Here is a 3,031-nt window from a genome sequence, read left to right on the forward strand (position 1 = left end):
GCAAGGAAGGTGTTGCAGCTATCGCAGAAGGCCTGCGGAGTCTCTTTTTCATAAACGTATTCACTTTCGTATAGCCTTCTGTGGAATTCCTGCACGAAGGTCTTATGCTCTATGCTTGATGTCTTGGTATAAAGGTCATAGGTGAATCCAAGGCGCTTGAAGGCATCTACGAATTCCTCATGATAATGATCACTTACCTGCCTGGGAGTTTTGTTCTCAGACTTGGCACGGATTGCTACAGGGGTTCCGTGACAGTCACTTCCTGATACAAAGTAAACCTTATCTTTGCAGGCTCTATGATACCTTGCAAGAACATCTCCCGGTAAAAGACCTGCTATATGTCCGATGTGTAATGAGCCATTGGCGTAGGGCCATGCTCCTCCGATCAAAATATTTCTATTCATCTCATTTCCTCCTTAGGTTAAGATCACTAAACTTACAGTTACAAAAATTAATAAAAAAATAGCCCTCCTCTCTGAATATTATTCAGGGACGAGAGCTAATAAGCTTCGTGATACCACCCTAATTCACTCATATCTCGCGATATGGGTCTCATCAACTACGGACGGGAAATGATCCATCGATAGTCTATCACTATAACGGGTGCACCCGTCGTAGCCTAAGCAATTATCTGCCTCGGTACGCAGCTCCAAGACCATGTTCAGATGTTACTTGCTCACCGGCTCTCACCAAACGCCGACTCTCTGTAAAGCTCCTAACAACTTACTCTTCTTTTCACAGCTTTGCTTTAGACTATAACAGGCTATAGTTTTTGTCAATAGCCGTATATTTTTGAATATTATTTCACACCACGGGCAACAAAAGTGCCGTATTCCTTCTGCAGGTTGATGGCGCCGTCTTCTTCATGAAGTTTCAGCATCTTGAGTATCTCATCTCTTTCCATAGTGCCGATGCCGTGAAGAGCCTTGAGACTCTGAAGGTAATCTGCAAGGTCGTCAATATTAGTTACATGGAGTGAATCTTCGTAGCGGCGTACTTCTATATCGGCAAATTCTCTGCCCAGAACTTCGCCTCCGTTCTGGAGGGTGAAAAGGTGATTAGGATCATAGCTTTCGCCGAAAAGTCCAAACCACTCAGCAATAATGTCGTTGAAATTGTGCTCGCCGTATGTAGCACTGTAGAATATGCCATCGTCTTTAAGGACTCTTCGTATCTCGCTGACAGCTTTATTTATGTCAGGTACGTGATAGAGCATCATGTTAGCAATTACTATATCAAAAGAATTGTCTTCAAAAGGTATATTCTGGACGTCGATCTGTTTGTATTCTACGTTGTCACGCTCTCCAACGTTATTTTTGGCAGTATCGAGCATGCCTTCTGAAAAGTCAGAAAGGATAAGCTTATCGCACTTTGCAATGAGGTCGTCATGTCCGGTCCACATGCTGCCTGTGCCGGTACCAAGTTCGAGAACTTTCATGCCTTCTTTTATCTCATAACCCTCTACAAGCCAGGGGCCAAAGCCCATCTTGTTGGTTGAATACATATTGTGGAAGTTTAATCTGATATCAAGGCTTTTGGATGATGCGTACTGCGCCTTTACTGCGTCGCGATCGTTGCTGCTTCCCATTTTCATACTTATGCCTCTCCTTATGCTACGTAATTAATCCTGGTAAATCAGGTGATACATAGAAGTCTAATGTATGCCCCAAGGGCAAAGTCAAATACTAATTTTATCTATACACTCGTTAACTATCGCCTCGACATCCGCGCCTACTACATCAAGTCCAACAGCCTGAATCTTCTCGCAATCTTTTATTCCATAAAAATTCCGGGCAAGTGCCTTGATATATCCATAGCCAAATTCTTCCGGAACGTAAGCTCCGCCTGCTGTTGTGACATAGTAGAGCTTATCAGCGTTGCAAAGAGGTTTTGGATAGCCTTCGTCTGTGTATTCGAAGGTTATACCAAGTACGTTGATATGCTCGATGTACTGTTTAAGTGATGCTGGGAATGATAAGTCATAGTATGGTGCGGCGATTACGATCTTATCTGCCTTTGCGAAGTTCTTAGCAAGGTCGAAATACTCGTCTGAGAAGTCGCATCTTGCTATGCAATCATCTCTATAAGCAAGGAATTTTTCATCTGTCTTAGGGAAAGAGATGTCTTCAAGTTTTACTTCTAAAACTTCGTCGCCTAGTTTTTCAAGAAGATTATCAGCAATTCTTTTGGTTCTTGAATGTTCTTTTACACACGCATTTATAAATAGAATCATCGTGTATCCCCCTTATAAAATCTATTTATACATCATCGGTTTTCGAATATACATTTCAAGAATATCACTAAAGCCGTTAGAACCATTGATATCGCCCATACAGCACTTAATGTTCCAACTAACGTAGTCTTTCCAAATCCCGCGAAGATTGTAGAAAGAAGTGAATATATTCCTGTCTGCAAAGTATATAAAGTTACCATATATGCAGTATCCCTATATATAAGCGCTTCTCTTCCGGGCTTAGGTTTTACTGGTAAGCTCCATAACGACAGCGGAAATATGTGAACTGCTGCCAAAAGAATTAGTATACATGGTATAAAAATCACCGGCATAATTATTATAGTTCCTATAGAGCCGTAACGATCTACATTTCCAGCAATATCATAGTGAACCGGAACAGGTTCTTTAATAGTAATAATCATCACAATAGCCACAATAAGTGATATGGCTTCTCCGATCACACCGATTAATTCCTGTATTAGATGATGAATAGTTAGAAATGGTTTCATGATTAGTTAGAACCTCCCATTCACAACTTAAAAAAATATCAAAGACTCTCACTTAATATCCTGCGATATTCTATGATTTTCTGCTCGAGCATATCTTTATTCTTGTCCAAAAGTTCAAGCACGTCGCCTGCTGCCTTTCTTGCAAGTTCGAGTTCTTCTTTGGTAATGACGCCATCATTATAAGCTTCTTCTAGCTCGTTCTGATCTATAGTCTGAGCTTTGCCGTCTTCGGATACAACTACGTCAAGGAATAAGTCGTAGAATTTTGCATCGCCATTTTCAGCTATAT

Annotated in this window: 5 protein-coding genes and 1 other annotated feature; all 5 genes read right to left on the reverse strand. The window is 41.1% G+C overall.

The window, feature by feature from the left end; genetic code table 11:
• Positions 1-404, reverse strand: a 404-nt coding sequence (locus K6G87_RS03945; RefSeq protein WP_296834185.1) for a class I tRNA ligase family protein, incomplete at its 3' end; no start/stop codon positions are given.
• 81 nt (positions 405-485) lie between these two features.
• Positions 486-748: a binding site (T-box leader), on the reverse strand.
• Between the two features lie 51 nt (positions 749-799).
• Positions 800-1,594, reverse strand: coding sequence for a class I SAM-dependent methyltransferase (locus K6G87_RS03950; RefSeq protein ID WP_296834188.1), 795 nt, complete (start codon positions 1,592-1,594; stop codon positions 800-802).
• 84 nt (positions 1,595-1,678) lie between these two features.
• The gene (locus tag K6G87_RS03955; RefSeq protein WP_296834191.1) at positions 1,679-2,233 is read right to left on the reverse strand and encodes an NAD(P)H-dependent oxidoreductase; all 555 of its coding nucleotides are present in this window, start codon (positions 2,231-2,233) and stop codon (positions 1,679-1,681) included.
• 32 nt (positions 2,234-2,265) lie between these two features.
• Entirely contained in the window at positions 2,266-2,742 is a 477-nt protein-coding gene (locus K6G87_RS03960; RefSeq protein ID WP_296834194.1) for a DUF1648 domain-containing protein, read from the reverse strand.
• A 38-nt stretch (positions 2,743-2,780) separates the two neighbouring features.
• Positions 2,781-3,031: hypothetical protein (locus K6G87_RS03965; RefSeq protein WP_330669696.1), on the reverse strand; the 251-nt coding region annotated here is incomplete at its 5' end.

It is taken from the genome of Butyrivibrio sp. (assembly GCF_024699075.1).

What these genes read in the sequence shown, in the direction of transcription:
- K6G87_RS03955 (WP_296834191.1), bottom strand. Translation starts at nt 2,233, where the DNA reads ATGATTCTATTTATAAATGCGTGTGTAAAAGAACATTCAAGAACCAAA.
- K6G87_RS03960 (WP_296834194.1), bottom strand. Translation starts at nt 2,742, where the DNA reads ATGAAACCATTTCTAACTATTCATCATCTAATACAGGAATTAATCGGT.
- K6G87_RS03950 (WP_296834188.1), bottom strand. Translation starts at nt 1,594, where the DNA reads ATGAAAATGGGAAGCAGCAACGATCGCGACGCAGTAAAGGCGCAGTAC.